The sequence below is a fragment of the Pseudomonas orientalis genome, assembly GCF_002934065.1.
GTDB classification, from domain to species: Bacteria; Pseudomonadota; Gammaproteobacteria; order Pseudomonadales; family Pseudomonadaceae; genus Aquipseudomonas; species Aquipseudomonas orientalis_A.
This window is the reverse complement of record NZ_CP018049.1, coordinates 3,133,685-3,157,429: the sequence shown is the minus strand read 5'-3', so window position 1 is coordinate 3,157,429 and position 23,745 is coordinate 3,133,685. Positions and strand designations below refer to the sequence as shown.

At 60.7% G+C, this 23,745-nt stretch carries 27 protein-coding genes; 11 read left to right on the top strand and 16 right to left on the bottom strand.

Annotated elements, in window-relative coordinates; genetic code table 11:
* Positions 1 to 58 precede the first annotated feature (58 nt).
* Positions 59 to 274: a TOBE domain-containing protein gene (locus tag BOP93_RS14190; protein ID WP_057725249.1), complete on the top strand. Its 216-nt coding sequence runs from the start codon at positions 59 to 61 to the stop codon at positions 272 to 274.
* Between the two features lie 47 nt (positions 275 to 321).
* On the opposite strand, the gene BOP93_RS14185 is transcribed toward BOP93_RS14190, so the two are convergent.
* On the bottom strand, positions 322 to 1,467 hold the full coding sequence (locus BOP93_RS14185) for a MalY/PatB family protein (RefSeq protein ID WP_104503130.1): 1,146 nt from the start codon (positions 1,465 to 1,467) through the stop codon (positions 322 to 324).
* Positions 1,468 to 1,656: 189 nt separating this feature from the next.
* Between BOP93_RS14185 and ggt the strand changes: the two genes are divergently transcribed.
* Positions 1,657 to 3,381 (top strand): gamma-glutamyltransferase, encoded by a 1,725-nt coding sequence (gene ggt / locus BOP93_RS14180; protein ID WP_104503129.1) that lies wholly within the window; start codon positions 1,657 to 1,659, stop codon positions 3,379 to 3,381.
* A gap of 76 nt (positions 3,382 to 3,457) precedes the next feature.
* The gene (gene xth, locus BOP93_RS14175; protein ID WP_104503128.1) at positions 3,458 to 4,252 is read left to right on the top strand and encodes an exodeoxyribonuclease III; all 795 of its coding nucleotides are present in this window, start codon (positions 3,458 to 3,460) and stop codon (positions 4,250 to 4,252) included.
* Here the strand turns inward: xth and BOP93_RS14170 are convergent.
* The 3 genes from BOP93_RS14170 to BOP93_RS14155 all read right to left on the bottom strand — a co-directional run bounded on the left by BOP93_RS14170 (position 4,249) and on the right by BOP93_RS14155 (position 7,569).
* Positions 4,249 to 4,785 (bottom strand): AAA family ATPase, encoded by a 537-nt coding sequence (locus tag BOP93_RS14170; RefSeq protein WP_104503127.1) that lies wholly within the window; start codon positions 4,783 to 4,785, stop codon positions 4,249 to 4,251. The two genes, xth and BOP93_RS14170, sit on opposite strands and share 4 nt — an antisense overlap.
* On the bottom strand, positions 4,782 to 5,345 hold the full coding sequence (pnuC, locus tag BOP93_RS14165) for a nicotinamide riboside transporter PnuC (protein WP_104503126.1): 564 nt from the start codon (positions 5,343 to 5,345) through the stop codon (positions 4,782 to 4,784). Before pnuC ends, BOP93_RS14170 begins: the two co-directional genes overlap by 4 nt.
* Before the next feature lie 589 nt (positions 5,346 to 5,934).
* Positions 5,935 to 7,569: a methyl-accepting chemotaxis protein gene (locus tag BOP93_RS14155; protein ID WP_104503125.1), complete on the bottom strand. Its 1,635-nt coding sequence runs from the start codon at positions 7,567 to 7,569 to the stop codon at positions 5,935 to 5,937.
* A 228-nt stretch (positions 7,570 to 7,797) separates the two neighbouring features.
* On the opposite strand from BOP93_RS14155, the gene BOP93_RS14150 reads away from it, so the two are divergent.
* Positions 7,798 to 8,628, top strand: a complete 831-nt coding sequence (locus tag BOP93_RS14150) for an undecaprenyl-diphosphate phosphatase (RefSeq protein ID WP_065884577.1) — start codon at positions 7,798 to 7,800, stop codon at positions 8,626 to 8,628.
* The gene (locus BOP93_RS14145; protein ID WP_104503124.1) at positions 8,625 to 9,008 is read left to right on the top strand and encodes a DUF1294 domain-containing protein; all 384 of its coding nucleotides are present in this window, start codon (positions 8,625 to 8,627) and stop codon (positions 9,006 to 9,008) included. The genes BOP93_RS14150 and BOP93_RS14145 overlap by 4 nt, the downstream gene beginning before the upstream one ends.
* Here the strand turns inward: BOP93_RS14145 and BOP93_RS14140 are convergent.
* On the bottom strand, positions 8,991 to 9,353 hold the full coding sequence (locus BOP93_RS14140) for an MmcQ/YjbR family DNA-binding protein (RefSeq protein WP_065936376.1): 363 nt from the start codon (positions 9,351 to 9,353) through the stop codon (positions 8,991 to 8,993). The two genes, BOP93_RS14145 and BOP93_RS14140, sit on opposite strands and share 18 nt — an antisense overlap.
* Positions 9,350 to 10,258: a LysR substrate-binding domain-containing protein gene (locus BOP93_RS14135; RefSeq protein ID WP_104503123.1), complete on the bottom strand. Its 909-nt coding sequence runs from the start codon at positions 10,256 to 10,258 to the stop codon at positions 9,350 to 9,352. The genes BOP93_RS14140 and BOP93_RS14135 overlap by 4 nt, the downstream gene beginning before the upstream one ends.
* A gap of 126 nt (positions 10,259 to 10,384) precedes the next feature.
* Here BOP93_RS14135 and BOP93_RS14130 point away from each other — a divergent pair, with 126 nt between their 5' ends.
* Together BOP93_RS14130 and BOP93_RS14125 are read left to right on the top strand one after the other, a co-directional pair.
* Entirely contained in the window at positions 10,385 to 10,996 is a 612-nt protein-coding gene (locus BOP93_RS14130; protein WP_104503122.1) for an FMN-dependent NADH-azoreductase, read from the top strand.
* 191 nt (positions 10,997 to 11,187) lie between these two features.
* Positions 11,188 to 12,225, top strand: coding sequence for an alpha/beta hydrolase family protein (locus BOP93_RS14125; RefSeq protein WP_104503121.1), 1,038 nt, complete (start codon positions 11,188 to 11,190; stop codon positions 12,223 to 12,225).
* On the opposite strand, the gene BOP93_RS14120 is transcribed toward BOP93_RS14125, so the two are convergent.
* From BOP93_RS14120 to BOP93_RS14105, 4 genes are all read right to left on the bottom strand, one after another.
* Positions 12,219 to 13,391 (bottom strand): MFS transporter, encoded by a 1,173-nt coding sequence (locus BOP93_RS14120; RefSeq protein ID WP_104503120.1) that lies wholly within the window; start codon positions 13,389 to 13,391, stop codon positions 12,219 to 12,221. The two genes, BOP93_RS14125 and BOP93_RS14120, sit on opposite strands and share 7 nt — an antisense overlap.
* A gap of 181 nt (positions 13,392 to 13,572) precedes the next feature.
* Positions 13,573 to 15,159, bottom strand: coding sequence for an ABC-F family ATPase (locus BOP93_RS14115; protein WP_082632055.1), 1,587 nt, complete (start codon positions 15,157 to 15,159; stop codon positions 13,573 to 13,575).
* A gap of 20 nt (positions 15,160 to 15,179) precedes the next feature.
* Positions 15,180 to 16,373 (bottom strand): tyrosine-type recombinase/integrase, encoded by a 1,194-nt coding sequence (locus BOP93_RS14110; RefSeq protein ID WP_104503119.1) that lies wholly within the window; start codon positions 16,371 to 16,373, stop codon positions 15,180 to 15,182.
* A 187-nt stretch (positions 16,374 to 16,560) separates the two neighbouring features.
* Positions 16,561 to 16,782 (bottom strand): hypothetical protein, encoded by a 222-nt coding sequence (locus BOP93_RS14105; RefSeq protein ID WP_104503118.1) that lies wholly within the window; start codon positions 16,780 to 16,782, stop codon positions 16,561 to 16,563.
* Between the two features lie 438 nt (positions 16,783 to 17,220).
* On the opposite strand from BOP93_RS14105, the gene BOP93_RS14100 reads away from it, so the two are divergent.
* Positions 17,221 to 17,463, top strand: coding sequence for a hypothetical protein (locus tag BOP93_RS14100; RefSeq protein ID WP_104503117.1), 243 nt, complete (start codon positions 17,221 to 17,223; stop codon positions 17,461 to 17,463).
* 35 nt (positions 17,464 to 17,498) lie between these two features.
* Here BOP93_RS14100 and BOP93_RS14095 read toward each other — a convergent pair whose 3' ends face one another.
* Genes BOP93_RS14095 through BOP93_RS14080 form a run of 4 tightly spaced genes read right to left on the bottom strand, consistent with a single transcriptional unit; the run spans position 17,499 to position 19,160 of the window.
* Positions 17,499 to 17,831, bottom strand: coding sequence for a hypothetical protein (locus BOP93_RS14095; protein ID WP_104503116.1), 333 nt, complete (start codon positions 17,829 to 17,831; stop codon positions 17,499 to 17,501).
* 49 nt (positions 17,832 to 17,880) lie between these two features.
* The gene (locus tag BOP93_RS14090; RefSeq protein ID WP_065932951.1) at positions 17,881 to 18,450 is read right to left on the bottom strand and encodes a hypothetical protein; all 570 of its coding nucleotides are present in this window, start codon (positions 18,448 to 18,450) and stop codon (positions 17,881 to 17,883) included.
* Positions 18,447 to 18,845 (bottom strand): HNH endonuclease, encoded by a 399-nt coding sequence (locus tag BOP93_RS14085; protein ID WP_104503115.1) that lies wholly within the window; start codon positions 18,843 to 18,845, stop codon positions 18,447 to 18,449. Before BOP93_RS14085 ends, BOP93_RS14090 begins: the two co-directional genes overlap by 4 nt.
* A gap of 3 nt (positions 18,846 to 18,848) precedes the next feature.
* Complete coding sequence (locus BOP93_RS14080; protein ID WP_104503114.1) at positions 18,849 to 19,160, bottom strand: hypothetical protein; 312 nt, start codon at positions 19,158 to 19,160, stop codon at positions 18,849 to 18,851.
* A 439-nt stretch (positions 19,161 to 19,599) separates the two neighbouring features.
* On the opposite strand from BOP93_RS14080, the gene BOP93_RS14075 reads away from it, so the two are divergent.
* On the top strand, positions 19,600 to 20,454 hold the full coding sequence (locus BOP93_RS14075) for a DNA/RNA non-specific endonuclease (protein WP_104503113.1): 855 nt from the start codon (positions 19,600 to 19,602) through the stop codon (positions 20,452 to 20,454).
* Positions 20,455 to 20,516: 62 nt separating this feature from the next.
* Here BOP93_RS14075 and BOP93_RS14070 read toward each other — a convergent pair whose 3' ends face one another.
* Positions 20,517 to 20,948 carry a hypothetical protein gene (locus BOP93_RS14070; protein WP_104503112.1) on the bottom strand — a complete coding sequence of 144 codons (432 nt, stop codon included), beginning with the start codon at positions 20,946 to 20,948 and terminating at the stop codon, positions 20,517 to 20,519.
* 55 nt (positions 20,949 to 21,003) lie between these two features.
* On the opposite strand from BOP93_RS14070, the gene BOP93_RS14065 reads away from it, so the two are divergent.
* Positions 21,004 to 21,192, top strand: a complete 189-nt coding sequence (locus tag BOP93_RS14065; RefSeq protein WP_104503111.1) for a hypothetical protein — start codon at positions 21,004 to 21,006, stop codon at positions 21,190 to 21,192.
* On the opposite strand, the gene BOP93_RS14060 is transcribed toward BOP93_RS14065, so the two are convergent.
* On the bottom strand, positions 21,189 to 23,201 hold the full coding sequence (locus BOP93_RS14060) for a DNA cytosine methyltransferase (RefSeq protein ID WP_104503110.1): 2,013 nt from the start codon (positions 23,199 to 23,201) through the stop codon (positions 21,189 to 21,191). The genes BOP93_RS14065 and BOP93_RS14060 overlap by 4 nt on opposite strands.
* A 44-nt stretch (positions 23,202 to 23,245) precedes the next feature.
* Between BOP93_RS14060 and BOP93_RS14055 the strand changes: the two genes are divergently transcribed.
* Positions 23,246 to 23,686 carry a hypothetical protein gene (locus BOP93_RS14055; RefSeq protein WP_104503109.1) on the top strand — a complete coding sequence of 147 codons (441 nt, stop codon included), beginning with the start codon at positions 23,246 to 23,248 and terminating at the stop codon, positions 23,684 to 23,686.
* The last annotated feature ends 59 nt before the right edge of the window (positions 23,687 to 23,745 follow it).

Below are 23,745 nucleotides of genomic sequence, written 5' to 3'. Positions count from 1 at the left end.
CATTTTGAGGGCCTGCGCATTCGTGCGGATTGACCCAACAGCCAAAAGGAAAGCCGACATGACCATCAAAGCGATCAACGTGCGCAACCAGTTCAAGGGCACCATCAAGGAAATTCTGCTGGGGGAAGTGGTGTCGGAAATCGACGTGCAGACTGCGTCCGGCATCGTCACTTCGGTCATCACCACCCGTTCGGTGCGTGACCTGGAGTTGAAAGTGGGCAGTGAAGTGATTGCCTTCGTGAAGTCCACCGAAGTGTCGATTGCCAAACTCTGAGACACGCATAAGAACGGGGCCGCCGCGCTGCCCCGGTCCCTCGTCACTTACAGCTGGCGCAGGGCGCGCTCCATGCGTTGCAAGCCTTCTTCCAGCATCGCCCGTGGGCAGCCGAAGTTCAGGCGCACGAACTGTTGGCTGTCATCGCCAAACTCGATCCCGGCACTCAACCCAACCTTGGCCTGTTCAAGGAAAAACTGTTGCGGGTCTTCCAGGCCCAGGGCGCTGCAATCGAGCCAGGCCAGGAATGTACCTTCCGGCGCGTGCATGATCACGCCGGGCAGGCGGTTTTGCACGGCGTCGAGCAGGTAGTCACGGTTGCCTTGCAGGTAATGCAACAGTGCCTCGAGCCAGTCGCCGCATGCGCTGTAGGCGGCGCGGGTAGCTTCCAGGCCCAAGGGGCTGACGCTGTCGACCATGCCGCAACGGGCCTGGTTGAAACGCTCGCGAATCGCGGCATTCTGGATCACCGCAAAACAGGTCTTCAGGCCGGCGACGTTATAGGCCTTGCTGGCCGACATCAGTGTGATGGTGCGTTGCGCGATTTCGGGGCTGAGGCTGGCGGTGGGAATATGGCGACGGCCGTCAAAGCACAGCTCGGCGTGGATTTCATCGGAAATGATCAGCGCGCCGTTTTCCATGCACGCCTGTGCAATCGCCAGCAGCTCGTCGCGGGGGAAGACCTTGCCGATCGGGTTGTGCGGGTTGCTCAGCAGCAGCGCACCGGCACCGCTCAAGGCATCGCGCATGGCCGCCAGCGGCGTGCGGTATCGGCCATCGATCAGCTCGAACGGCACTTCGATGCGCGGCAGGTTCCAGTGGCCGGGTGCGAGGCGAATCGGCCGATAGTTGGGGGTTTGCAGCACCACCGGCTGGCCTGGCTGGACGAACGCGTGCAGCGCCATATTGAAACCCGGCTCGACGCCGGGCAGGAACAACAGCTCATCCGGTTCCACACGCCAGGCGTACTTGGTCCACAGGTCAGCGATGATCGCCTCGCGCACATCCGGGCCGGCGACACTGTAGCCGAGCACCTGCAGGTCGAGGCGCGCATGCAGGGCCTCGAGCACGGCGGGCGGGGCGGCGATGTCCATGTCGGCGATCCACATCGGCAACACGTCTTGCGGGTAGCGGTTCCACTTGGTGCTGCCGGTGCCGAGGCGTGGGTGGATCGTGTCGAAATCAAAGCTCATGGGGCGCTCGTATCAGGGGGGTATAAAGAGTGGCGCTGATTCTAGCGCCATTCGTTTTATAGGCCAGCGCTGAATATGTCGGGCCACCGTTCCATCACCGACAAGCTCTGTCATAAAAACGCCATGGTGCTGGGGATCGAATCAGGGAAGGGCTATTTTGGTGCATCTCAATCACTCGAGTAGTCACGGATGAAATACCAAGCCTTCAACCGCACCTTGATTGCCACTGTCCTGGTGTTGACGGTCAGTGGTGTGCAGGCCGCTTCTCAGGCTCCGGTGGGCGGGGAAAACGGCATGGTGGTCACCGCCCAGCATTTGGCAACGCAGGTGGGCGTGGATGTGCTCAAGGCCGGTGGCAATGCGGTGGATGCGGCCGTTGCGGTCGGTTACGCCCTGGCCGTGGTGTACCCGGCGGCGGGCAACCTGGGCGGCGGCGGGTTCATGACCGTGCAACTGGCGGACGGGCGCAAGACGTTCCTCGATTTCCGCGAAAAAGCCCCGCTGGCGGCGACGGCCGATATGTACCTGGATAAAGACGGCAACGTCATCGAAGGCCTGAGCGCCAAGGGTCACCTGGCCGTCGGCGTGCCTGGCACTGTTTCCGGCATGGAGCTGGCCCTGAACAAATACGGCACGCTCAAGCGCGCCCAGGTGATTGCGCCGGCGATCAAGCTGGCAGAAAACGGTTTTGCCCTGGAGCAGGGCGACATCGACCTGCTGCACACCGCCACCGCAGAGTTTGAAAAAGATCAGGACCTGCGCGCGATCTTCCTGCACAACGGGCAGCCGCTGCAGGTCGGCCAGACGCTGGTGCAGAAGGACCTGGCCAGGACCCTCAAGGAAGTGTCCGCCAAGGGCAGCGATGGCTTCTATAAAGGTTGGGTCGCCAAGGCCCTGGTCGACTCCAGCCAGGCCGGCAAGGGGTTGATCACCCAGGCTGACCTGGACCGATACAAAACCCGCGAACTGGCGCCCATCGAGTGCGACTACCGTGGCTACCATGTGGTCTCGGCGCCGCCGCCAAGCTCCGGTGGCGTGGTGATCTGCCAGATCATGAATATCCTCGAAGGCTACCCGATGGCGGACCTGGGCTATCACTCGGCCCAGGGCCTGCACTATCAGATCGAAGCGATGCGCCACGCGTATGTGGACCGCAACAGCTACCTCGGCGACCCGGACTTCGTGAAGAACCCGATCGCGCATCTGCTGGATAAAAACTACGCGGCGAAACTGCGCGACGCGATCGAGCCGCACAAGGCCGGGGATTCCCAGGCGATCAAGCCGGGGGTATCGCCCCATGAAGGCAATAACACCACTCACTATTCGATTGTCGACACCTGGGGCAACGCGGTTTCCGTCACCTACACCCTCAACGACTGGTTCGGCGCGGGGGTTATGGCAAGCAAGACCGGGGTGATCCTCAATGATGAAATGGACGACTTCACCGTCAAGGTCGGCGTGCCGAACATGTACGGGCTGGTCCAGGGTGAAGCCAATGCCATTGCGCCAGGCAAGGCGCCATTGTCGTCAATGAGCCCGACCATCGTGACCAAGGATGGCAAGGCGGTCATGGTGGTGGGGACGCCGGGCGGCAGTCGCATCATCACCGCCACGTTGCTGACCATCCTGAATGTCATCGACTACAAGATGAACATCCAGGAGGCCGTGGACGCGCCGCGTTTCCACCAGCAGTGGATGCCGCAGGCCACCAACCTGGAAACCTTTGCGGTCAGCCCGGATACCCGCAAGCTCCTCGAAAGCTGGGGCCATACGTTCGCCGGGCCCCAGGATGCCAATCACGTGGCCGCCATCCTGGTGGGCGCTCCGGCCCTGGATGCCAAGCCGGTGGGCAACAACCGCTTCTATGGCGCGAATGACCCGCGTCGCAATACCGGGCTGTCGTTGGGGTACTGACACCCGACTCGCTCGCGCATGGAACATCTGCGGCCTTTTCGGGCTCTACCCCAGGAGCCCCGAAAGGACCCCAGCCATGAAAGCGCTGAAAATCGCCACCTTCAACATCAACGGTATTCGTGCCCGCCTGCCTAACTTGCTGGACTGGCTGGCGCGCGAGCGGCCGGACATCGTTTGCCTGCAGGAACTCAAGGCGCCGGAAAGCCTGTTTCCCTATGCCGATTTCGAGGCGGCCGGCTACGGCGCGATTTGCCTGGGCCAGGCCTCGTGGAACGGGGTGGCGATCCTGGCCAGGGACGCGCAGCCGCTGGAAAGCCGGCGCGGCCTGCCCGGTGACGACAGCGACGATCAAAGCCGCTACATCGAAGCGGCCGTGCATGGCGTGCTGGTCGGCTGTTTGTATCTGCCCAATGGCAACCCGCAACCGGGGCCGAAATTCGATTACAAACTGGCCTGGTTCGAACGCCTGATCGACTACGCCCGGACGTTGCAGGCCAGTGAGCATCCGGTGCTGCTGGCCGGGGATTTCAATGTGGTGCCCACCGACCTGGACATCTACAACCCGCGCTCCTGGCTCAAGGATGCGTTGCTGCAACCCGAGAGCCGCGCCTGCTACCAACGCCTGCTGGAACAGGGCTGGACGGATTCAGTGCGGCATTTGTACCCCGAAGAGCGGGTGTATACGTTCTGGGACTATTTCCGCCAGCACTGGCAGAAGAATTCAGGCCTGCGCATCGATCATCTGTTGCTCAACCCCGCGCTCAAGCCCTATCTCAAGAATGCCGGCGTCGATGCCTGGGTGCGCAACGAGGCGCATGCCAGCGACCATGCGCCGACCTGGATTGAACTCGGCACGCGCAAGAAGCGTTAATCGCTCGTTGCAGACGCGAGCAAGCGTTCGACGGCCGCAAACGCCGCCGCCCGGCGCGCTTGCCAGTCTCCCCTGATCACCGCCACCGGCTGATGGTGCGCGTGCATCCAGTCCAGGCTGGCCTGGAAGAACGCCCGGCGGTCCGCCAGTTGCGGTTGGCAGCGCTGGCCGTCGGCGCTCCATTCCACGTCTTCGGGCGACAGCAGCAGATGCAGATCGTAATGACGGGCCAGCAGTTCGCTGTCGAGCCAGCCTGGGTAATCGCCAAACAGCGTCTGGCTCCAGAGCCGGTTGGTCAGCAGGTGGGTATCGAGGATCAGCAGCGCCGGGTGCCTGGCGCGCGCCGCATCCTCCCAGGCCAACTGGCCCCGGGCGATCGCCGGGATATCCGCCAGGCAGGTATCGCGTTGATGTTCGTCGATGAAATGGCGCACGTATTCACCCACCATCAGCCCGCCGAAGTGCGCATGCAGCTCGGCCGCCAGCCAGCTCTTGCCGCTCGATTCCGGGCCTGCCAGCACCACCACCTTCATGGGTGCAACGCCGGGTCGGCGCGCCATTCACGCCAGCCTTGCACGGCAATCACGGTAAACAGCGCATACAGCGCGGCGGTGAGGTAGAGGCCTTTGTAGAGGAATAACCCGACGAAAATCACATCCAGCACGATCCACAGCGACCAGCATTGCACGCGTTTTTGCGCCATCCACAGCTGCGCCACCAGGCTGAAGCCGGTCAGCGCCGCGTCGAGCCAGGGCTGGGCGGCGTCGGTCCAGTGAGCCATGGCGGCGCCGAGCAACAGACTGCCAACAGCGCCCACGGCCATGCCGGTCATGACCGCCGGCATGCCCAGGCGGGTGACCTGACGTCCCTGCCTGACCGCGCCGGCGCGGGTCCATTGCCACCAGCCATAGAGCTGAAGGACGGCATACACCACTTGCAGCAACATGTCGGAGTAGAGTTTTACATCGTAGAACACCCAGGTATAGAGCAGCACCATCACCAGGCCGATGGGCCAGCACCAGGGGTTCTGCTTGACCGTCAGCCAGACGGCGATCACCCCCAGCGCGGCGGCGAACAGTTCAAGCCCGGACATGGCGGTTCCTTGGGGAGTGGGAGAGGGCGGTGATTGTACCCAGAGGTGGACGATCCTCAAAACACAGCAGGTAAATGTGCGATGGGGCATAGGTGTCTACATAACTCTGTAGCCCCAAACGTAACCACGATGCGAAGCGAGCCGCTCTTGATCTGGCTTTTGATCTTGATCTGCTTTTGATCCTAGGCGCCCCGTTAAACCACGCTGGCCGAACGCAGGCTTGAATCCGTGGGCAACCCGGCAGGACGCCGGGTTAGCCGCACTGGGCCATGGATGGCCCATTGCGGCGGCCCACGGATTCAAGCCGGAGAGAGGGCACACCGAGCCCAAGCGAGGTGCCGAGTGGTGGGGCAAGAGCCCTTTGGTTACTTTGGGGCTTTTCCAAAGTGACCCGCCGTCAGGGCGGAACCCTAAGTGGCCGTTACCGCAGAAACGGATATGTACTCGACCTGATCCAACATCCTGGTCGGCCCAGAGGCCGCCATCGGGGGCAAGCCCCCTCCCACATTTGGACCGGATCGACTCAAAATCCTGGTCGGCTCTGAGGCCGCCATCGGGGGCAAGCCCCCTCCCACAATTTAACCCAGGGCTAAATTCGGAACTGGCGCAACAACCCGTCAAGCTGCTCGCTCAAGCCACGCAACTGCGCGCTGGCCACGCTCGACTGTTCAGCCGCCAGCGCGGTGCTGTGGGACAGCCCGGCCGCCTGGGTGACGTTCTGATTGATGTCTTCCACCACATGCGCCTGTTGCAGGGTGGCACTGGCAATCGAGGCATTCAGGCCGTTGAGATTATGCAGCGCCTGGCCGATGGCATTGAGGCTCGCACCGGCCAGGCCGGCTTGCTCGATGGTCAGTTGCGAGGCGCTGTGGCTGTCGCTGATCACCTTGACCGCCGCTTCCGAATGCCCTTGCAGGCGCTCGATCATTGCCTGGATTTCAGCCGTGGATTTTTGCGTGCGCTGGGCCAGCAGCCGTACCTCATCGGCTACCACGGCAAACCCACGGCCCTGTTCGCCGGCGCGTGCGGCTTCGATGGCGGCGTTGAGGGCGAGCAGGTTGGTCTGGTCGGCAATCGAACGAATCACTTCCAGCACGCCGCCGATCTGGGTGCTTTCGCTGGACAGGGTACGGATCACCTCCACGGCCTGGCTGATGGTGCTCGAGAGCTGGTCGATCTGCTGCAAACTGCTGTCGATGTTGACCTGGCCTTGCTGCGCCTGGGCCTGGGCATCGCGCATTTCGCTGGCGGCGTGCTCGGCATTCTTGGCCACGTCCTGCACGCCGTAGGTGACTTCATTGATGGCGGTGGCCACCAGTTCCATCTGTTGCGACTGCTGCTGGCTGCGGTCGTGGGCCTGGCTGGCGTTGTGGCCCAACTCGGTCGACGACTCGCCCAGGGCGTTGGCACACACCTGCAATTGGCCGACCACCTGGCGCAATTTGGCGGTGAAGGTATTGAAGTGCCGGGACAGCTGGGTGACTTCGTCACGCCCGTGAGTGTCGAGGCTGCGGGTCAGGTCGCTTTCGCCGCTGGCGATGTTGGCCATCGCAGTCACCGCCGCCTGCAACGGCTGCACGATACTGCGCGCGATCAACAGCACCAGCAGGGCCATGACCAGCGCAATGGCCAGGCCGATAGCAGAGGCTTTCCACACCTGGACGCTGAACTCGGCCTGCACGTCGTCCACGTAGACGCCCGAGCCGATGATCCAGCCCCAGGGCTCGAACAGTTGGATGTATGAGGTTTTCTGCACCGGCGCATCGGCCCCAGGCTTGGGCCAGCGGTAATTGACGATGCCGGCGCCCTTGGCTTTGGCCAGGCTCACGAATTCATTGAACACGGCAAACCCGTCCGGATCGCGGATCGCCGAGAGGTTCTGGCCGTCCAGCTTGGGGTTGGCCGCGTGCATGATCATCACGGGGGTGAGGTCGTTGATCCAGAAGTAGTCATCGTGGTCGTACCGCAGGCTGCGCACTGTGCGCAGGGCTTGTTGCTGCGCCGCCTCACGGGTGAGGACGCCGGTCTTTTCCAGGTTCTGATAGTAGCCGAGCACGCCGCTGGCGGTTTGCACCACGTGCTGGGTCTGTTGGCGCTTGGCCTGGTAGAGGTCATCATGGATCTGTTTGAGCATCAGGGCGCCCAAAGTCAGCAGCATCAGCACGGCGACTATCAGGATCAGCCAGAGGCGCCGGCTGATCGACATATTGCGCAAACTGTTCATCGTCCTGTCACTCCGTGCCTTTTATAATTGTGGGTGTTGCATCGACTTTTGCGGCTTGTCTGATAGGCTTTCGGCCCGAAGTCGAAAAACCTGAGTACTGCCTGATTTTTCACGGAATTTTTGCATTCCGGCATTGAGAATCAACGCCGGGCGCTGCACTGCGCTCGTTGTCAGTGAACTTTAAAAAACACTAGGAGGCACGCCAGGCGCGTGACCTTTGGAGAAAGCATGGATTTTTGGACCGCCATACAGGCACTGATTCTTGGCGTGGTCGAGGGGCTGACGGAGTTTCTGCCGATCTCCAGCACCGGCCACCAGATCATCGTCGCCGACCTGATCAACTTCGGCGGCGAGCGTTTCGAGGCATTCAATATCATTATCCAGCTGGGCGCGATCCTCGCCGTGGTCTGGGAATTCCGGCGCAAGATCCTCGACGTGGTCATCGGCTTGCCCACCCAGCGCAACGCCCAGCGTTTCACTGTGAACCTGATCATCGCGGTGTTGCCGGCGGTGGTGCTGGGGGTGATTTTCGCTGACCTGATCAAGCATTACCTGTTCAACCCGATCACCGTGGCCACGGCCCTGGTGGTGGGCGGTGTGATCATGTTGTGGGCGGAACGTCGCCAACATGCGGTGCATGCGCAAACCGTCGACGAGATCACCTGGAAAGACGCTCTCAAGGTCGGCGTGGCCCAGTGCCTGGCCATGATCCCGGGCACATCACGCTCCGGTGCAACCATCATCGGCGGCCTGTTGTTCGGCCTGTCGCGCAAAACCGCTACCGAGTTTTCGTTCTTCCTGGCCATGCCGACCATGGTCGGTGCTGCGCTTTACTCGGGCTACAAATACCGCGACCTGTTCCAGCCGGCGGACCTGCCGGTGTTCGCCATTGGCTTTGTCACCTCGTTCATCTTCGCGATGATCGCGGTCAAGGGCCTGCTCAAATTCATCGCCAACCACAGCTATGCGGCCTTTGCCTGGTACCGCATCGCGTTCGGCCTGGTGATCCTGGCGACCTGGCAATTCGGCTGGATCGACTGGACCGCCGTCAAGCCATGAACATTCAGCACCCACGCCTGAAAGCGTTGCTCCTGGTGCTGCTGTGCGCGGCGCCGCTGCTGGGTTCGGCGCTGCTGTGGCAGCGCGGCGAAACCGTGATCCCGCTGGCAGCCTACGGCGTGGTCAGCGTGATGGCGTTCTTTCTGTACTGGAGCGACAAGCGCAAGGCGCAGACCGAGGGCCGGCGCGTCCCGGAAAACATCCTGCACGCCGTCGAGCTGGCGGGCGGTTGGCCGGGGGCATTGATCGCGCAGCAGGTGTTCCGGCACAAGACGCGCAAGGTGTCCTACCAGGTGCTGTTCTGGGTGATCGTGCTGCTGCACCAGGTGTTCTGGCTGGACCAACTGTTTCTCGGCGGCACGCTACTGTCGATCCTCTAGCACCAACCCGACCTGTGTGCGCTTGGGCAGCTTGCTCACCACCAGCTGGTGCGAGCGCTGCAACAAGCCACGCAGTTCCTCGGAACCGAGCGGGTAGGGCGTGTTCATGATGATCCACTGCGCACGTGCCAGGTACGGCGCCGGGTGGATGCCCGGGCGATCAACGTGGCCGAGGAACAGTGCCTTGTCGACCTTGAACGCCAGGGAGTCGCCGCGCAGGTTCTGCAGCGCGAACATCTTGTTGCCGGCAATCGAGAATACCCGCACGCCGCCCCATTTGTAGTCCTCGCGCGCCCCTGGCAGGCTCAGGCAGAACGCCGCGACTTGTGCTTCGGTCATGCTCATAACAGACGGTCTCCGCAGCCTTTGAAACCCTCTTCCATATAGTCGATCCAGGCGCGAATGGCCGGCAGCACGCCGCGCCGATGCGGGTACACGGCCTGCAGCCAGCCACCGGGTAACGACCATTGCGGCAACAGTTGCACCAGCCGGCCGTTGGCCAGTTCTTCTTCGCAATCCATCATCGGCAGCACCGTGAAGCCCACGCCCATGAGGGCGCTGGTCTTGCGTACGATGAAGTCTTCGATGCCCAGGCGAGCCTCCATGACCAGCTCATGGGCGTTGCCCTGGGGGTCGATGATGCGCTGGTGCACCATGCGGTCCGCCTCGAGTGCACCCATGATCGGCAATTGCCTGAGGTCTTCCAGGGTCTCTACCCGGCGGTCACGCAGGAGTGCCGGGCTCGCCACCAGCACAGTTTGCGCCCGGCGCAGGCGTTTGGTGACCAGCAGCGTGTCTTCGTCGCCCAACTCGCGTACGCGCAACGCCACGTCGATGCCTTCGGCCACCAGGTCGACGCGACGATTCACCAGCGTCATGTCCAACTGCACCAGCGGGTGCGCGGCGAGAAACCCGGCCACCAGTTCCGGCATGATCTGCTGAGCCAGCCCGACCGGGCACGTGACCCGTAGGCGCCCCCGGGGCTCGGTGGACATGCTGGCCACGGCCTCATCGGCCATTTCCGCCTCCACCAGCATTGCCTGGCAGTGGCGCAGGTAGCGTTCGCCGACGGCGGTCAGGGTCAGTTGCCGCGTGGTGCGTTGCAGCAGGCGTGCGCCCAGGCGCTCCTCCAGCTCGGCAATGCGCCGCGACAGCCGCGACTTGGGAATCCCCAATAAACGCCCGGCGGCGGCGAAACCGCCGGCTTCGACGACTTTGGCAAAGTAATAAAGGTCGTTAAGGTCTTGCATGCGGTGCCCATTGTCCTGTCAGTGGGACAATCTATCGCATTCCAGGTGGCTTATCGATGATTGATTAGGTGCGTAGCATCACCACCATCTGATCGCCCCTGTCGATCCCACCTCGGAGACCCCACCATGAAACTGTTGCATATCGATTCCAGCATCCTCGGCGACAACTCGGCTTCGCGTCAGCTCAGCGCCGGCGTGGTCAAGGCATGGCAAGCCGCCGAGCCGGGCGTGGAAGTGACTTACCGTGACCTGGCCAGCGAAGGCATCAATCATTTTTCCGGTGCGACCCTGGGCGCCTTGGGCACCGCCGCCGAACTGCGCGATGCCGCGCAAAAGCATGAAGCCGAACTGAGTGCATCGTCGCTGGCTGAGTTCCTCGCCGCCGATGCCGTGGTGGTGGGTGCGCCGATGTACAACTTCACCATCCCGACCCAACTCAAAGCCTGGATCGACCGTATCGCCGTCGCCGGCCAGACCTTCCGCTACACCGAAGCCGGTCCTGAAGGCCTGTGCGGCAACAAGAAAGTCATCATCGTCTCCACCGCCGGCGGCCTGCATGCCGGCCAGGCATCCGGTGCCGCCCATGAGGGCTACTTGAAGCTGCTGTTCGGCTTCCTCGGCATCACCGATATCGAAATCGTACGCGCCGAAGGCCTGGCCTACGGTGATGAAATGCGCAGCAAAGCGTTGAGCGATGCCAACGTGCAGATCAGCGAGCAATTGTTCGCCGCCGCGTAAGGCTTGTGTAAATGTTCGCCTCGCCCGGTGTCAATCTGAAGCCGGGCGCCTAAACTCTGTATTCTGATCGCCTGAGCGCGAGCGGAGTACGGAGTTTTTCGCCGTTATGGCCCAGGTTATGCAAACGTGGCTCAATACCCGGGAATTTTTAGACGGCCTGCCGGTTCTCATGCAGCAAAGGTGGACATCCCATGATGCGTCTCTGTGCTGTTTTGGTTCTTTCCCTGTGCGGCGGCCTGCTTTCAGTGCACGCCGCGCCTGCGCCGCACCCGCATTGGAGCGTGGGCTTTCATCGCATGAGCATTCTCGACCCGCTGGATTCGCAGCCGATGAAGGCTATTGCGTTTTACCCTTCCACCGACGCCGAACACACCACGGCGCTGGGCCCCTACCATGTGGCGGCTGGCGAAGACGCCAAGGTGGCCATCGGCCGTTTCCCGATGCTGATGCTGTCTCATGGCAATACCGGCACACCGCTGGCCCTGCATGACCTCGCCACCTCGCTGGCGCGCAAGGGCTTTGTGGTGGTGGCGGTGCTGCATCCCGGCGACAACTACCAGGACCACAGCCGCCTGGGCACCGTGAGCAATTTGTATGGTCGCCCGATCCAGATTTCACAGGCCATCACTGCGGCGTTGAACGACCCGATGCTGTCGCCCTTCGTCGACATCGACCAGGTGGGTGTGATCGGCTATTCGGCCGGCGGCGAAACCGCGTTGATCCTGGCGGGTGCCAAACCGGATTTCGAGCGCCTGCGCCGCTATTGCCAGCAGCGTCCGGAGGACCGTGATGCCTGCACCACCAAGGGCGAGCTGGTGGTCGACCGTGACGACTTGCAGCCCCAGGCTGATCCGCGCATCCATGCGCTGATGCTGATGGCGCCGCTGAGCCTGATGTTCGGTCGCCATACCCTGGCCGACGTGCACGTACCGGTGCTGCTCTACAGCGGCGATGGCGACCAGTTGGTGGCCGTGGACAAGAACGCGGCCGCCCTGGCGCGCAAACTGCCGCAGCCGCCGGACTTCAAACTGCTGGCCGGGGCAGGGCACTTCGTGTTCATGGCGCCGTGTGACAGCGATCAATTGGCGACGATGCCGGCCATCTGTACCGATGCCGATGGCGTCGACCGTGAGGGCATCCACCGCGACCTGATCTCCGAGGCCGGGCGCTTTTTCAGTCACACCCTCGGCGAGGCGACCCGCGCCGGGCTACAGACCGCTGATCAGTAAGCGCGACGCTTGAGCTGCACGGTCAGTACCAGCGCGGTCACTGACAGCAGCGCCGCGCAGAAGAAGATCCAGTCGTAGCCGAGGTTCAGTGCCACGGCGCCCATCAACGGCCCGGCAATCGCCAGGGACAGGTCGAAAAACACCGCAAACGCACTCAGCCCGGCGCCCCGGCTGCTGTCCGGCACGCGCTTGATGGCTTCCACGCCAAGCGCCGGGTAGACCAGTGACAAACCGACGCCGGCCAACCCTGCGCCAATCAACGCCACGCCGGTCGACGGCGCCAACCACAGCAGCGCGAGGCCCAGGGTTTCGATGACCATGCAGGCGATGGCGGCGGTAAAACCACCGACGCGGCTGATGGCGGAAATAAACACCAGGCGCGACACAATGAAACACGCGCCGAACACCGTCAGGCAGTACGCCGCGCCGGTCCAGCCGCGACTCAGGTAATACAGGGTGATAAACGTGGTCAACGTGCCGTAGCCAATCGAGGCCAGGCACAGGCTGGTGCCATACGGTGCGATATGGCCGAACACCGCCCAGAACGGCAGGCGCTTGCCGCGCACCACCGGTACCGAAGGTTTATTGCGGATCAGCACCAGGCCCAGCGCGGCCAACCCCGCCAGCGCCAGGCCCAGGCTGGCGAAGCCGTAATCGGCCACCATCACCACCCCCAGCGGCGCGCCAATGGCAATTGCGCCGTAGGAGGCGATGCCGTTCCAGGAGATCGAGCGGGCCGTATGCTCGGTGCCGACCGCGCCCATGCACCAACTGATGGTGCCGACGCCAATCAAACCCTGGGCCACACCCAGCAGCAGCCGACCGGCGATCAGGATACCCAGGCTCAGCGCCGGCAAGTGCTCAAGCAGGACGGCGATGAACGTCAGCACGCCACTGATCAGGATACCGGCCAGGCCCAGCACAATCGCACGCTTGGTGCCGACATTGTCCGACATGCGCCCGGCCATCGGCCGACTGAGCAGGGTGGCCAGGTACTGCGATCCGATGGTCACGCCGGCAACGACTGCGCTGTAGCCCAGATGCTCGTGCACATAGCCTGGAATCACCGCAATCGGCAGGCCGATACAGATGAACGCGATAAAGGTGTAGAAGACGATGGAGACGATCTGCAGGGTGATCGACAGGGAGGAGGGTGCGGCGGGCATGTGGGCTTATTCGCTGGCGGGCAGTGCGGCCATGATGGCATAACCCGGTAGCAAATGTGGGAGGGGGCTTGCCCCCGATGGCAGTGTCTCAGTCAATACATCCATTGGCTGACACTCCGCTATCGGGGGCAAGCCCCCTCCCACATTTGGACCAGTTTGATCCGGCAGCTACGTACTGCTCTTAGAACACCACACCCTGGCTGCGCAGGTAGTCGTCATAGGTGCCGCTGAAGTCGATCACGCCGCTGGCGCTCAACTCGATGATGCGGGTGGCCAGGGACGATACGAACTCACGGTCATGGCTGACGAAGATCAGCGTACCCGGATAGTTCTCCAGCGCCAGGTTCAGCGCTTCGATGGATTCCATGTCCAGGTGGTTGGTCGGTTCGTCCATGATCAGCACGTTCGGCTTTTGCAGGATCAGCTTGCCGAACAGCATGCGGCCTTGTTCACCACCGGAGATCACTTTTACCGACTTCTGGATTTCGTCGTTGGAGAACAGCATGCGGCCCAATGTGCCACGAATCATCTGCTCGCCCTGGGTCCACTGGCCCATCCAGTCGAACAGGGTGACGTCGTCTTCGAAGTCATGGGCATGGTCCTGGGCGTAGTAGCCCAGTTCCGCGGCGTCGGTCCACTTGATGCTGCCGGCGTCCGGGGTCAGTTCGTTGACCAGGGTGCGCAGCAGGGTGGTCTTGCCGATACCGTTCGGGCCGATGATCGCCACGCGCTCGCCGGCTTCAACCTGGAAGCTGAAGTCCTTGAACAACGGCTTGCCGTCAAAACCCTTGGCCATCTTCTCGACCATGACCGCCTGACGGTGCAGCTTTTTGTTCTGTTCGAAACGGATGAATGGGCTCACGCGGCTTGAAGGCTTGACCTCGGCCAGTTGGATCTTGTCGATTGCCTTGGCACGGGAAGTGGCCTGCTTGGCTTTCGAGGCGTTGGCCGAGAAGCGGCTGACGAAGGATTGCAGCTCGGAGATCTGCGCCTTCTTCTTGGCGTTGTCCGACAGCAGTTGCTCGCGGGACTGGGTCGCCACGGTCATGTATTCGTCGTAGTTGCCCGGGAACAGGCGCAGCTCGCCGTAGTCCAGGTCAGCCATGTGGGTGCACACGCTGTTCAGGAAGTGACGGTCGTGAGAGATGATGATCATCAGGCTGGAGCGCTGGGTCAGGATGTTTTCCAGCCAGCGAATGGTGTTGATGTCCAGGTGGTTGGTCGGTTCGTCGAGCAACAGCACTTCCGGATCGGAGAACAGCGCCTGGGCCAGCAATACGCGCAGCTTCCAGCCGGGCGACACTTCGCTCATCGGGCCGAAATGCTGTTCCAGTGGAATGCCCAGGCCCAGCAGCAGCTCGCCGGCGCGGGATTCGGCGGTGTAGCCGTCCATCTCGGCGAACTCGGTTTCCAGCTCGGCCACGGCCATGCCGTCTTCTTCACTCATTTCCGGCAACGAGTAGATGCGGTCACGCTCGGCCTTGACCCTCCACAGCTCTTCGTGGCCCATGATCACGGTGTCGAGCACGGTGAATTGTTCGTAGGCGAACTGGTCCTGGCGCAGCTTGCCCAGGCGCACATTCGGCTCCAGCATGACCTGGCCGCCGGACGGCTCGAGGTCGCCGCCGAGGATTTTCATGAAGGTCGACTTGCCGCAACCGTTGGCACCGATCAAACCATAGCGGTTGCCGGCGCCGAACTTGACCGAGACGTTCTCGAAGAGCGGCTTGGCGCCGAACTGCATGGTGATGTTAGCTGTGGAGATCAATTACTTTACCTATCAATAGCTTAGGGTGCGCTTATTTGAGCTGGGACCAATTTGGGACCAATCTGGAGCTTTTCCATTTCGCTCCAGTCCGAGCTTGAGTTGATCCAACGCGCATAAGTCGAGAGCAGCATCTGCACACTATGGCCGAGCTGCTGGGAAATGAAGGCGGGGTTCATGCCAGACATAATGCATATTGTCGCATAGGTGTGACGACAGTTGTATGGCGGCCGACGACGGATATTCAGCGCCTTTAGCGTCGGAACCCACTGTTTGTGTAGGTCAGATGTCTGTTTCACGTACTCCGCGTTCTTCGAGGGCGGAAAAATGAAAGGCGTTTCCAGCACCTTGCCTTTCCCTTTTTTCCGACGTTCTGCGTACTCCCTGGCAAATTGCAGAGCGTGCATGGCGCGGTCATTCAACAGAACGAAGCGATCTCCGCCAGTTTTCGTACGTTCCACCACTTCCCCCAAGGCGATCCCGCGACACACGTGGGCCGTCCTCTTCTCTTCGTCTACCGCATCCCAGCGCATAGCCAGGGCTTCGGACAGACGCATTCCTGTAAAAAACACAAACTCAAAAAACGCCGCATAGATCGTGCTGGGCCAGTGATCGTGCTGATACATCTTCGCGATGATCTGGTTTGCTTCTTCCAGCGTGAAGGGATCAATTTCCTTTTTGCTGCGCTTGGGCAGCTCAAGGATTGCCGCTGGGTTCTTCGGGATCAGTTCTTCAGATACGGCTGAATTCAGGATGGTGGACAGCTTCGAGATGGCATTGCGCTTAACGCCCGGCGACTTCCACTCGCTGGCGGCCATTATCCGGCGGAGCAGGGTGGTAGTGATCAGGTCAATCCGCACCAGGGCCAGCCCCGGCATCCAGTACCTGTTCAGTGCTCCCTTGTAGTTCCCCTTCGTGCCGGCCACTACCTCGCGACTGTCCAGCCAGAGCTGGGCGTACTCGCCGAAGTTGATTTTGCCCCCGGATACGTTGCTGGAACTGGGGAACAGCTCGGCGTACTTATCGTCATCGAGCAGCCCCAGCTTGATCAGGCCTTTTACTTGATCAACAACCTGTGCGGCAGACTTGATTCCTTTCTGTGTCGGGGGATAGGGGAGCGTTTCACTCCGCCGGCTGCCGTTCCACATGAACCGGATGCGGATCGATCCGTGGTGGAGGTCCATTCCTGCGGGCAAACCCATTGGCTTTCGAGCCATTCGTAGTATCTCCTGATGCTGTAGATGATCCTGCCGCAATGAGTGTTCCAGACACCTACAGGTATCTGCTTTCTGGCACGCTTGGAGCGCAGGGCGGCGAGGGTGGTGCCCAGGATCTCGGCCATCTGCGCCTCGGGCACCTTGTCGCCAGTGATCCCGTCGTTTAGCTGTTCTGCTGCTGCCATACCTACCTCCCGCCGCCCACAGTGGGCCGCGCTGTCTTGATGATGTGAACTGCCAGGCCGAAGGTGATCAGCAGCCAGGCGCAGGTGCCGGCGAATGCGTAGATCAGTGCCTCGGTGGTGCCGGTGCCGAGAAGGTCGAGCCCGAGCCAGCCGAACCAGCCGATGGTTCCTGCCAGGTACAGCAAAGCGCCCAGCAGTATCAGGGTGAGTTTCATAGCGAACATGGGGTGTCCTTGCCGCGCTGGGCGGCAGAAGGTGGTTACAGGTCTTGAGAGTGCTTGGTGAGGGTGGCTTTCTTCTTTTGATCGCGGCCTCACGCTTGCGCAGCGCATTCATCTGGTCGTCCAGCTTTCGCCATCCGGCCTCAATGGCTTCGCGCTTGGATGTGTAAAGGTCCGCCTGGTGGTAGATCTTCCGACTCTGGGCTTGCATCCAGCCGTTTGGGCTGTACATGCCTACGATCTCGACCTTTTTCGGAGCGAAGCCAGCGGTCAGCGCCCAGGCCTCATAGGGAAATTGGTTTTCAGTCATGCAGGAATACCTCGCCCGCCGGAATCGGCAGGCATATAGGGGGTTGGAGTAATGGCGTTTTGCCCGGATATCTGTGTCTTTTGGATGGGTGTAAAACGGATATTCATCCCACCCAGTCGCCAGGAGGGCGCGTGCCCCATCAACTAGATGCGCCAATTGCGCACGCGTACCGCGGCCAAACGATGTTTCTCAAGTTCGTCTGGCGGCGCCCTAACGACAAAGCACCGGTCGCTGCGAAGATCATCGAGCCGGCGCCCATTCATGGCCTGGGCGAAGTCGCAGCTGAGCTGATGGGACCTTGGCCCGACTACCCGTCCGCTATTGATGAGGCGATGGCGGCGGCTGAGCGTTGGGTCGATAGTCAGTTGCCCTGAAGTACCGCACCGGCAGGCATGTAGGGGGATTGGGGTTAGGGAAGCGTGCTGCCGATTTGCGCTGCTACGACGGTGATTGCACGGCGGAGCGCGCCACCTCGCCCGGCTTCATCTGTCCATCCGATGTTCTCGCCGAAGCCGCGTAGCTCGACCATCACGTACTGCAGGTTGGTGAACCAGAGCACACTGAGTTGGAGGGTTGTCGCCAGACGGAGTGCATCGCCGTCATTGGTCAGCGGGGACCAGACGACGTCCAATCCTGACTTTTTATCGACGATCCATATTCCGCCAGAAGGGCAGTGCCGGTTTTCTTCAAGATCAATGCCCGCCGCTTTCGCTGCAAGATCCAGCAGCTCACAGTCGTTCATGGCCTTGCCCCCTTGTAGATGAAGACGTAGGCGAAACAGAGGGTGGCGATCATGGCGTCACCCGCTGGCCGAGCATCACATCGGAGACGATTTCCCAGAGCTGGGTCGGTGACCACTGGTAGCGATCGAAGTCAGTGTCTGGCTGAACGCCGAAAGTACAGGTCGAGTGGGCGCCTGCCGGGTACTCGCCTCGCTTCGCCATGATCGTCGCCACCCGACCATCACCGCCCGGCGTCGTAGCGTGGTAGTCGTAGGCGATGGTGTTGTAGTCATTGCCCGCCGCTACCTTGAACTCACCGTCGATAACCAGATTGGCCCGGCCATCAGGTGTCCATGGCCGCCCGCCGCCGGCAGTGCGCGAACCTTCATGCAGATAAAGCATGTAGGCCCCGTCGTCGCATCGCTCCATCTTGAAGCAGTGATTCAACTGAGTACCGACGATTACGCGGGAGGTGAAGTTGAAGCGGTGGTCGTGGATCGCAGAGTGGGCAAAGCAGGCACGCCTGGGCAGTTCAGGGTGCCAGACGTGCAGGCGTTGATTGCCTTCCAGCTGGACCTGCACAAAGCCCAGGCCGTGCAGGGTGATCTTGTCGGTCATTACGTCGTCAATGATGCTCATGAATTCACCTTTTCGAAGTAGAACACCACCGGGGCTCCGGTCTCTGTCACCAGGCCATATGCCTTGGCCAAGCGGTAAATTGGGGTGTAGTTGTTCAGCGACTCGACATGCCTTGCGATCCAGCTGCGCCAACCTTCCAGCGACTGGCCACCCTTGCTGATGTTGCAGGGCGCACAGGCCGGCATGATATTCTCCAGCACGTCATGCTCGGGCCGGAGCGGCTTGCCCGATACCAGCTTCCAGGTGCCAGCGGCGGTCTGCTTGGAAAGCAGCTCACGCACCACCGGGGCGAGATGGTCGGCGTGCCACCGGTCACCCAGCAGCACCCCGCAATAGGCGCAGTGCCCGCCGTACTTCAGGCGCACTTGCTCGCGCTCAGCTTTCTTTAGGCGCATTTATCACTCCGTACCCATCAGGTAGGTGGGCTCAGTTGCCTCCGCCAGCCAATCGCGAAGGCACCCACATTCAGCGTGCGGCGGATCTTCATCCGTCCACTGCCGATCAAGCATGGTTTCGCTGGTCAACTCGACGTCCCAGTCTGCGTAGTCGGCAGGGTCATCGCCGTTCATCTCAGCCAGCACACGCCGTGCTTCGTCTTCGCCGGTTGCCGCTACCCAGTCTTGATCGCCGACGCTGTAGCAGCGCAGGTCAGGGCGTGCCGGTTGGGAACCGTTCAGTTCGAACTCAGGAGGTTGGTTTTCATCAGGCATGACTTCGTCCTTGCCGCTATAGCGGCTGACTTTGAAGGGGGAGGGGATTGTTTGACCTTGACCCTGGAAAAGGCCGTGGAATGTGCTACAAATGAGATGCCGCGCATGCGTTTCAGGTATTCGTTGTTGGGGTGTTGCGCGGCAGACGCTCTATTATTCTGTTGGAGCGGGCTCTCCTGCTGTGAGCATTGATCGGTAGGCTGTCGCATTTAGCCGCGAGTTAAAAACTCCCTTCCTCTGGGCTACTAATTCAAGGCCTTGGTCTGCCGATCATCTCTTCTGATTTGCTTCAAGCGGCCCCTGTTACCCGGTCAAGGGTATTCACAAGCGCCAAAATGAAACGTTCATATGTTTGAATGTTTCCGTCAGCTTGCGGAGGAACCGCATGGGCTGATTTTCCATTTCCCGATGTAATCGTTTCACCCAAAGGAGCTACACCATGCAAGGAAGTATTAAGAGAAATTTCGCGTTTCTGTTGATCCCGCTCGTTGCGGCCTGTACCACGACTGACCGAACCCGAGAGGGCGGGGCACAGATTGAAAGCGCACCGCGCGTTCAGGCTGTTCAAGCAGTTCAATTCGATAACTGTTTGGTGGGATGCCCTACTGGTGGAAGTCCTTTGACGTTGAACCGCCAGGCGTACACGCTTAACAACAACGGTTCGACGAAGTTTGCGAATTGGGTGTCGTACAAGATCACCAAGGAAACACCGGCAAGCGGCCGCCCGCGCAGCTGGAAGACGGACCCGGATATTCCCGCTGGTGAAACGCTGGACCCGGTGGACTACAACGGCGCAAACGTCGCGCTCAAAGTCGACCGTGGCCACCAGGCAAACCTGGCATCGATGGCCGGCGTGCCGGACTGGCAAACCCTCAACTACCTGTCGAACATTACCCCGCAAAAGGCTGATTTGAATCAGGGGCCTTGGGCGCGCCTTGAGGACCAAGAGCGCAACCTCAGCAAGGAGGCGGGTGTTGACCAGGTGTTCGTCGCCACCGGGCCGCTCTATGAGCATTTTGTCGGCACACTGCCAGGCACGAACAAGGTCCACACAATCCCTAGTGGGTACTGGAAAATCATCTTCGTCGGCAGCTCACCTGAGAACGGCATCTATGCTTCATTCGTGATGAATCAGGAGACGGCTAAAGGCGCCAACTTCTGCGACTACCAGGTGACTGTGAACCAGATTGAGGAACGGTCTGGGCTGACTTTCTGGAGCAATTTGCCTCAGGCGGTGCAGACAGCCTTGAAGTCGAAGCAAGGGCAATTGCCGGCGCGAATTGGCTGTAAGTAACTGCCACAAGTGCGCCAAGGGAGGCTGTCGGACCCGGCAGCCTTTTCCTCCAAAGGCTTGATTCAAACAGTATCTGCACCTGCCTGGCGAAACACGGGGAGGGTGCCAGCCTGTTCGCGTACTGCCCTCATACCTTCCGCGTCGTAACCCCAGATGTTGCTGTCGTCGAACCTCTCGGGGCCGAGGCAGCCAGGGTGCATCGGCTCGCCGGTGCGGATGTAATCCCTGAACCCTTCGACCAGCGACCGAAGCGTGCCTCCATGGCTGAAGCCTCGCCACCGGCCACCCCAGGTTGTTTTGTGCGTGAAGATCCGCCGCGCGCTGTAGTCGTCGATGAACCAGACCTTGCCGCGGTGATCCACTTCCATTCGGGCGTAACGATTGGCGACATGGTTGAAAAAGAACCGGCGGCCGTGGTCACCGATGATCCGGATCACCTGGTTCACCTGTTCGGTGCGTAGTTGCTTCAGGGTGAGTTTGTTGTCTGTAGGCACGGGGGGTCCTTGCGGTCTATGCTTGACCGCTCCAGTAATCGTTTGAGGATTTTTTATGCCCGATCAAATGGAGATGCTTGAGCTCATTCTCACGGCAGAGGTGCTGACTCTCGGCAAGGCAATTCGGGCTGAAAGGCTTGCAAAGAAAGGCGTTGACCCGGGGGATTGCACCGCTGAAGCGATTCGCGATGTAAAGGTTTTACGTCAAAGGTTGATGAATGATCTGGCTATGACGAGAATTTAGGCCGCCAATCGTTGGTAAAGCTCAATGATATCGGCAGCGTTTGCCCTGACTAGCGCCTCAGCTTCATCTGGGCACACGCTGTTGCCGATGAGTCTAACCTGATTCGTCTTGTTGATCGGCAGCCACTGCTCGGTACCGGTGACCGGATCAACGAACAGGCCACGATCAATGATGTAGTCCTTGTCGAAGCCCTGGGCTGCTTTGAGTTCAGGCGGCTGCAGCATGCGCAATGTGATATCCACCAGAACATAACCGCCGAGCATGATCATCTCGGCGGGCTCCCTGAAATGCTCAGGCAGATGCTCATGCATGAAGGCGGCGCAGCGGCGGGCGCCTTCCATTTGTTCTGACGTCAACGTATCCGGCACCTGCACCACCTCGACCAAGGCAACGCGGTCTTTTGTCGGCAGCGTGTGCATCGGCTCTGTCAGCGAAACGCCGCCCTTATCGCACCCGTAGTACTTCACCAGGTAAGCGGTGGCAAGACGCTGGTTGGCACCTGACTGGCAGATGGTGGATGTCGGTTGGTATGCCGATCGCCCGTCGCCTTTGTAGAACCCACCATTCGCCTGTTCAAAGAATGCCGCTGTGACGGCATGATGCCCGGTACTGGTGGCGACCACGCCCAAGGGGCCGTCGACGTCAGCACCAACTGAGCCCTTTCGCAAAGTGACCATATTTGCTGCGACGATCCCGTGTCGCGCCGCACCGGCCAGCACAGTCTGAGCAGGATCATAGGGAGAGCCTCCCACAGCGTTCTGCCCGAATGCCGTCATATGCCCGCAAATAATGGCCTGTTCGCCGCGATTGGCGCCGGTGACCGTGCGGGCCGACTCATCTGGCGAGTAACCGCTGCGTTCACCATGGTGTGTGAGGTGGGTCAAGTGACACGCCGCCATTGCGAAGTGGCCACCTTTTACCTGGGCAACTTGAGTTCTCAGTGCTTCCTGAACATCGAAGTTGCGCTGCGATGACCCGTTGGCACATTCAGTGAGAAACGGCGCTGCCACGGGTTGCACCAGAGCGTGGTGTGTGCCGCCGGCGCTGATGGTAGAAACTGACTCATCCACGCCGTGTGTACTGGTGTGCGCTTCCGACGTCCCGCGCATTGGCACAATGAATGGCTTATCGCTGGTAATGACGTGGCGCCACATCCCCTTGGCAACCCGCCGGCGGGTATTCAGCGCCATTGGCTTGTCCCGGAAAATCGTTTTGCCCAGGTTGCTCCAGTCAATGCACTCGGCCGCAGTGCGCCAGGGTTGTTGTTTCGCTGTTGGCTTCTTGTGCCGAATCGGCCCCGGCCAAACAATCGGCACACCATCGCTGCGCGCTACCAAGTACAAGCGTTTTCGGATGGTGGGAGCGCCGGCATTTGCCGCGATACGCTCCCGCCATTCGACCTTGTAACCAAGGCCTCGCACCAAGGCTTCTTTGGGCACGTATTCGCCGATGGCCTCCAGAATCTCCGGCATATCCGGGTGATCATCCGGCAGCCCGGTGCTGAGCGCCGAAATGAATGACTTGAAGGTGCGCCCGCGCTGGGCCTTGATGGGCTGGCCGCTGTCGTCGATTGGGCCCCAATCGCAAAACTCTTCGACGTTCTCCAGGAACATCAGGCGAGGCCGGGTGGCATGCGCCCAGCGAACAACAACCCAGGCCAGCCCCCGCACTCCACGGTCGCGCGGTGCACCACCTTTGGCCTTGCTGTGGTGGCGACAATCAGGCGATGCCCACAAGATGCCTACGGGCTGCCCGCCGGTTGCCATGACCGGGTCAACCTCGAACACATCGGCAACGTAGTGAGCCGTCTGCGGGTGATTGGCTCGGTGCACCGCCAGGGCAATCGGGTTGTGGTTTACCGCGACGTCTGGCTCACGGTACGCCCGGGCAATGCCAGTGCTGGCGCCACCGCCGCCGGCGAACAGGTCCACCACCAGCTCTTTCTGGAATGGCAGGCCGATGCTCGGCTGGCCATGGATGAATTGGGGTTTCTTCTGTTGTGCGGACATGGATAATCCTTACCGCAGATAGCGGTTTATCGGAGAGGTTGAAAATGGAAATGTTTTTTTTCAGAGGAGTGGATTGCCGCACTGATGAGGAGAACGGCGGAAAAATCCTCGCCAAAGGCGATGCTGAGCAACTCGTTTTTTTTGCCGGGGATTCAACGGTGATGATAGGGAATGAGCTCAATACAATTGATGCTTCAAGCCGCAACGCGATGCACGGTCACAATATATGCAGCGACCAGTACAAAACTACATACGTTTCCTTCACCACGGATCGGCTTACAGCGGAGAAGTTTGCAACCAATTCAGGTCGTATGGATGGGTATGTCTACGTAATCTGTGCCAAAGCGCTAAGCGAACTGGGGATTTCCTATTCGTTTCAAGAAGCTCAGGTAAACAATCACGAGTTCGAGGTGTTAGTAAATTTGGCAGGGTTTGACTCGCTCCCTCATGCTGCGATCATCGAAAAGCTTTCAATAGCGGTTTGAAAAATCACGAAGCTAGATGTCAATTTTTCCGGTGTTGGGGTATCACGAGTGACCGGCAT